At 63.4% G+C, this 5418-nt stretch carries 6 protein-coding genes; 3 read left to right on the top strand and 3 right to left on the bottom strand.

What is annotated here, in order from left to right; all coding sequences use genetic code 11:
* Positions 1-23 precede the first annotated feature (23 nt).
* The 3 genes from ACI8UR_RS12135 to ACI8UR_RS12125 are packed head-to-tail and all read left to right on the top strand — an operon-like array spanning position 24 to position 2573.
* Positions 24-629 (top strand): HD domain-containing protein, encoded by a 606-nt coding sequence (locus tag ACI8UR_RS12135; RefSeq protein ID WP_411714631.1) that lies wholly within the window; start codon positions 24-26, stop codon positions 627-629.
* Between the two features lie 50 nt (positions 630-679).
* The gene (locus ACI8UR_RS12130; RefSeq protein WP_411714632.1) at positions 680-1051 is read left to right on the top strand and encodes a hypothetical protein; all 372 of its coding nucleotides are present in this window, start codon (positions 680-682) and stop codon (positions 1049-1051) included.
* Between the two features lie 49 nt (positions 1052-1100).
* Positions 1101-2573 carry a replication factor C large subunit gene (locus ACI8UR_RS12125; RefSeq protein ID WP_411714633.1) on the top strand — a complete coding sequence of 491 codons (1473 nt, stop codon included), beginning with the start codon at positions 1101-1103 and terminating at the stop codon, positions 2571-2573.
* Between the two features lie 3 nt (positions 2574-2576).
* Here the strand turns inward: ACI8UR_RS12125 and ACI8UR_RS12120 are convergent, their stop codons facing one another.
* The 3 genes from ACI8UR_RS12120 to ACI8UR_RS12110 all read right to left on the bottom strand — a co-directional run bounded on the left by ACI8UR_RS12120 (position 2577) and on the right by ACI8UR_RS12110 (position 5068).
* On the bottom strand, positions 2577-3308 hold the full coding sequence (locus ACI8UR_RS12120; RefSeq protein ID WP_411714634.1) for an amino acid ABC transporter ATP-binding protein: 732 nt from the start codon (positions 3306-3308) through the stop codon (positions 2577-2579).
* Positions 3305-4135 carry an amino acid ABC transporter permease gene (locus ACI8UR_RS12115; RefSeq protein ID WP_411714643.1) on the bottom strand — a complete coding sequence of 277 codons (831 nt, stop codon included), beginning with the start codon at positions 4133-4135 and terminating at the stop codon, positions 3305-3307. The genes ACI8UR_RS12120 and ACI8UR_RS12115 overlap by 4 nt, the downstream gene beginning before the upstream one ends.
* A gap of 102 nt (positions 4136-4237) precedes the next feature.
* A complete protein-coding gene (locus ACI8UR_RS12110) occupies positions 4238-5068 on the bottom strand; it encodes a basic amino acid ABC transporter substrate-binding protein (RefSeq protein WP_411714635.1) in 831 nt (276 codons plus the stop codon).
* Positions 5069-5418: the final 350 nt, after the last annotated feature.

Below are 5418 nucleotides of genomic sequence, written 5' to 3'. Positions count from 1 at the left end.
CCGCCGGCTCCCGTCCACCCGGTATGGATATCGAATCGGTGTTTCCCGAAATCGAAAGCATCGAGGACGACACGCTCCGAACGGGCGTCTCGACAGCCTGGACGACCGCGGCCGGCGTCAACGGCCTCGAGGTCGAAGACCTCCCCGAGGTACCGTGGCTACCGCCCGCCCAGGACGACCTCGGGCTGGCCGCCGAGGAAGCACTGCTCGTCGACCACGTACGCGACGTCACGGCCTGTGCCCTCGGCCTCGCGGAATCGCTACTCGCGGCGTCCGCCGCTCGCTCATCCCGAGACCCTCCCTCCGGTCGCGTCTCGCGACACGACGACCTCGATATCGACCTCGACACCGTCATTGCCGGGGCGTTGATCCACGACGTTTCGAAGCTCTACGAGTTCGACGGCATGGAGCGAACCGAGGTCGGCCGCCTGCTCGGCCACCCCTACTACGGCGTCTCGGTCGTCTCGCGGGCGAACCTCCCGGTCGAAATCGCTCACATCGTTCTCTCGCATTCGCCGCGGACGTCCGTCGAGCCGGCGACCCTGGAAGCGGAGTTGGTTCGCCGTGCCGATGAGGCTGCGGCGGCCAGCATCCGCGCCGGCGCCGTCGACGACCTTCGTGATGCTTGACCCCCGAGCGCAACGACAAGAGCTAACCCCGTCGTCGTGAACCGTCGAGTATGAGCGATGAGGACGCGGAGACCCTGACTGAAGACGAACGCCAGGAGAAACAGCTCCGGCTCGTCGGCTACGGCATCGCCGGCTCAGGCCTCATCGCGCTGCTCATCGCCTACATTAGCACCCGTCCCCACGATATTCTCGTCTACGGCCTCGGCGGGCTGGCACTCTCGACGCTCGTCTTCGAGCGCACGCAGAACGCCGCCAGCGGGCTCTCGTTGGGCTTTCTCGTCGGCTCCTTCGGCGTCTGGCTGTGGCCGACGCTGGATGGCGGCAGTTACACCGCTCTCGGCTTCATGCTCGTCGCGGTCGGCATTAGCAACGCCTTCCTGACACCGTATTTCCGACGGCTCGGAAAGCGGCTGGCCGAGTGAGGAACGCCCGTCCGCAACCACTTTACCCGCCACACCCCACCTCTTGATAATGACCGACTGGACGGAGAAATACCGCCCCTCGACGCTCTCAGAGGTTCGCGGGAACAACAAGGCCCGCGACGCCCTGGAGGAGTGGGCCGAGACCTGGGATGACCACGGCGATGCGGTCATCATCCACGGCTCCCCGGGCGTCGGCAAGACCTCGGCAGCCCACGCGCTGGCCAGCGATATGGACTGGCCCGTCCTCGAGTTGAACGCCTCCGACGCGCGGACGAAAGACGAAATCGAGCGGTTCGCGGGCCGGGCGGCCGCAAACACCACTATCGGCGGCACCCGCCAACTCATCATCCTCGACGAGGCCGACAACCTCCACCAGCACAAAGACCGCGGCGGCGCGGCCGCGATGACGCGGCTCGTCAAGAACGCGACCCAGCCCATCGTCCTCATCGCCAACGACTACTACGAGATGTCCTCGGGGCTCCGAAGTGCCTGCGAGGACATCGAGTTCCGCGATATCTCAACGCGCTCTATCGTGCCCGTCCTGCGCGACATCTGCCGGCAGGAAGACGTCACGTTCGACGAGGACGTCCTCGAACGCATCGCCGAGCAGAATCACGGCGACCTCCGTGGGGCCATCAAGGACGTACAGTCCCGCGAGCGAGATGGCGAAATCCTGGATACAGGCAGCGAGGGCGAACGCGACCGCACCGAGGACATCTTCTCGTTCCTCGATGCTGTCCTCAAGGAGGAATCCGCCGAAGAGGCGCTTCAGACCGCCTACGCCGTCGACGAGACGCCGGATAACCTCCTGCAGTGGATCGAAGACAAGGTGCCGAAAGTGTACGAGGGCGACGAGCTGGCCGACGCCTACGAACACCTCGCGAACGCGGACGTCTGGCTGGGCCGGGTGCGGGCGACCCAGAACTACACGTACTGGCGGTACGCGACGGACAACGTTTCGGCGGGGGTTGCTGCCGTCCGTCAGGAAGAACGCGGCGGATGGACACGCTATGGTGGCGCACCCTACCGCTCCTCGCGCGATTCGACACGCGATTACGTCGCCCAGCAGATTGCGAAGGAGGCGGGCGTCTCGATGGCGACCGCGCGCCGCGAGATCATGCCGTATCTGTCGGTGATGACCCACCACTGCCGCAACCGGGAGCTGACGGTTCGGATGGTCGCCCGCTACGACCTCGATGCCGAACACGTCTCGCTCATCACCGGGTCGGGCAAAACGACGAACAAGGTACAGGGCATCATCGAGGACGCCGAGGAACTGCTTGAGGAGGAAGCCGTCGAACACTCCGGCGGCGCGTTCGCGCAGGTGGAAGCCGCAGCGAGCGACGACGCAGACACCGACAGCAACGAAGACGGCAGCGGCGGAACGCTGGCTGATTTCGGCGCATCCAGCGACGATGGCGACGCTGACGCCGACGGGGCGGCCGACGACCAGTCGGCCGAGGAACGCGCTGAAGCAGCCGAAGACGACGACGGGCAAGCCGGCCTCTCCGATTTCATGTAGCCGCTACAGCAACCGCGAGAGGAACTGTCGGCCGCGTTCGGTTTCTGGGTTCTCGAAGAAGGATTCGGGGTCGTTCTGTTCGACGATGCGCCCCTCGGACATCAGGACGATGCGGTCGGCCACCTCGCGGGCAAAGCCCATCTCGTGAGTGACGAGCATCATCGTCATTCCCTCCTCGGCGAGGCCTTCGATGACATCGAGGACTTCCCCGACGAGTTCCGGGTCGAGCGCGCTCGTCACCTCGTCGAAGAGCATGACTTTCGGATCCATCGCCAGCGCGCGGGCAATAGCGACCCGCTGTTGCTGGCCGCCGGAGAGTTCATGTGGGTACGATTCCCGCTGGTCAGCGAGCCCGACACGGTCGAGGAGTTCCCGAGCACGGTGGCGGGCGTCACTCTCCGAGAGGCCGCGGACATGCTCGGGCGCCAACGAGACGTTCTGGAGGGCGTTCTTGTGTGGAAAGAGATTGAACGATTGGAACACCATGCCGACATCCTGCCGAACCTGATTGACGTCTGCGTCGGTAATCGAGCGCCCATCGAGTCGAATCTCGCCGTCCTGGATCTCTTCGAGACGGTTCGTACACCGCAGGAGCGTCGATTTGCCGGATCCTGATGGTCCGATGACGACGACCACGTCGCGTTCATCGACGGCGAGATCGATGTCTTTCAGCACGTGGGTGTCGCCGAAGTGCTTGTCAACTGACTCGAACTCGACGAGTGGACGGGGACTCATTCGCTCTCACCACCGACGCTCCGAGAGAAGTTCGATAGCCGACCAAGGACACCGCCATCGGAGCCCCAGTCGGAGTACTGTTCGAGCTGGTTGACGACTTGACTCATCGACATCGTAATTATCAGATAGAGGATACAGACCCACACGAGCGGCGTCCAGGGGTCGAGCTGGTTGCTGTTGATATTCCGGAAGACGCTCATAATCTCCGGGACTGCGATGACCGTCAGGAGGGAGGTATCCTTGACGAGAATAATTTGGTCGTTGCCGATAGCCGCAAGCGCGTTGCGCCACGCCTGCGGCAACACGACGTTTCGAAGCGCCATCACGCGGGACATCCCGAGAGAGCGTGCAGCCTCCATCTGCCCGTCCGGAACCGCGCTGATGCCGCCGCGGATCGCCTCGCCGACGTAGGCGGCGTGGTTCAGCGTCAACCCGATGATCGCCGCCGGTATGGCCCAATTCTCGACGGGGAACTGGCCGGTCGCCCACAAGCGGGGGATGCCGAAGAAGATGACGAACAACTGGAAGAGAAGCGGCGTCCCGCGGAAGAACTCGACGTACCCCTTGGCGATGCGGCCGGTTATCCCGGACGTGGAGATGCGGCCCAGTCCGACGAGAACGCCGAGTGTGACCGACAGCAGACTCGAGATAACGACGATCTGGATAACGAGGACGAACGCCTCCGCAAACCGCCGGGCGATGAACTGCGAGCTCAACAGCGTGTAGTTGACCTGTGACCAGAGAATCCATGCGACGAGTCCACCGATGAGAAGGAGGAATCCCCCGGAGATCAGTTCCCCGAATCGCCTTACGAGTGCGTCGCGCATCAACACGCCACCGCTCTCCGGGGGCTCCTCGTTGGACTGCGCTTCTGCCATATTCTATGCGAATCGACCCCGGGACGATGAAACTACCGAGTCAAAACCGGATTATCCAGCGAAGTACTCGTCGTAGATATCGTCGTAGGTGCCGTCCTCACGGATGGCTCCGAGCGCGTCGTTGACCTCCTGACGGAACTCGCCGTCGTCCTGCCGGAAGGCGATCCCGTACTCCTCGACGGTCAGGGTGAGGTACGGCGGGGCGTCGGCACCCTGCTCGGCAGCCTCACCCTCGCCTTCGAGGAAGATGACATCGTCGTTCTCGTTGGCAAACTCCGCGCTGACGGTGTTGTCGTTGATGACAGCGTCGACCTGGTTGTTCAGCAGCGCGTCGAAGGCGCCGGTAATCTGGTCGTAGCTCTCGATGGTGAGATCGCCGTCGAATTCCTCTTTGAGCGACTCAGCAGCGCCCTCGCCGGTCGTCCCCTTCTGGACGCCGACATCGCGGCCCCGGAGATCCCCCTTCGAGGTGATTTCCCCGTCGTCGAGCACGAGGACGGTCTGGTAGGCCGTGAAGTAGGGATCCGAGAAATCGACCCGCTCGGCGCGTTCCTCGTTGATGGTCATCGCACTCATGATGACGCGGAAGTTGCCGTTGTTCAGCGAGGCGATGATGCCATCGAAACCGGTTTCCTGGAACTCGTAGTCGAGGTCGAGTTCGCCGGTGAAGACCGCTTCGGCGATCTCGACATCGAAGCCGACGAGTTCACCCTCCTCCGTGCGGAACTCGAAGGGTGCATACGGGATATCGGAGCCGATGGTAATGGTTTCCTCGCCGTTTTCGCCGCCGTTCCCACCAAGACAGCCGGCGAGTCCGGCCGTCCCTGCAGCGCCGACCGCGGCCAGGTACGACCGCCGGTCGATGCCGTGATTCCGTGCCATACCGTGTGGTTGGGGCTGTCCTGTTTCAACGTTTCGCCGGTCAACTACCCCACTCGACGCTAAAACGACTGTCACGACTCCCCTCATCTGTGCGTCAACGACAGCCACGCCAGCGAGATTGACGATATCTTTCACCTCCACCTTTTTCCGCCTCGGGGTCGCAGGAGCGACCCGCTCGGCGCAAAAACGTGGGCGAAAAAAGCCGCCGTGTATTACTCGTTCGTCTGTGCGTCAACGACAGCCACGCCAGCGAGATTGACGATATCTTTCACCTCCACCTTTTTCCGCCTCGGGGTCGCAGGAGCGACCCGCTCGGCGCAAAAACGTGGGCGAAAAAAGCCGCCGTGTAT

The sequence above is a fragment of the Natronomonas sp. genome (assembly GCF_047616845.1).
Classification (GTDB): domain Archaea; phylum Halobacteriota; class Halobacteria; order Halobacteriales; family Haloarculaceae; genus Natronomonas.
This window is presented reverse-complemented; position numbering and strand designations above follow the sequence as displayed.

Excerpts from the sequence above, each read along its gene's own strand:
- ACI8UR_RS12135 (WP_411714631.1), top strand. The coding sequence starts at position 24 with ATGGATATCGAATCGGTGTTTCCCGAAATCGAAAGCATCGAGGACGAC.
- ACI8UR_RS12130 (WP_411714632.1), top strand. The coding sequence starts at position 680 with ATGAGCGATGAGGACGCGGAGACCCTGACTGAAGACGAACGCCAGGAG.
- ACI8UR_RS12125 (WP_411714633.1), top strand. The coding sequence starts at position 1,101 with ATGACCGACTGGACGGAGAAATACCGCCCCTCGACGCTCTCAGAGGTT.
- ACI8UR_RS12120 (WP_411714634.1), bottom strand. The coding sequence starts at position 3,308 with ATGAGTCCCCGTCCACTCGTCGAGTTCGAGTCAGTTGACAAGCACTTC.
- ACI8UR_RS12115 (WP_411714643.1), bottom strand. The coding sequence starts at position 4,135 with ATGCGCGACGCACTCGTAAGGCGATTCGGGGAACTGATCTCCGGGGGA.
- ACI8UR_RS12110 (WP_411714635.1), bottom strand. The coding sequence starts at position 5,068 with ATGGCACGGAATCACGGCATCGACCGGCGGTCGTACCTGGCCGCGGTC.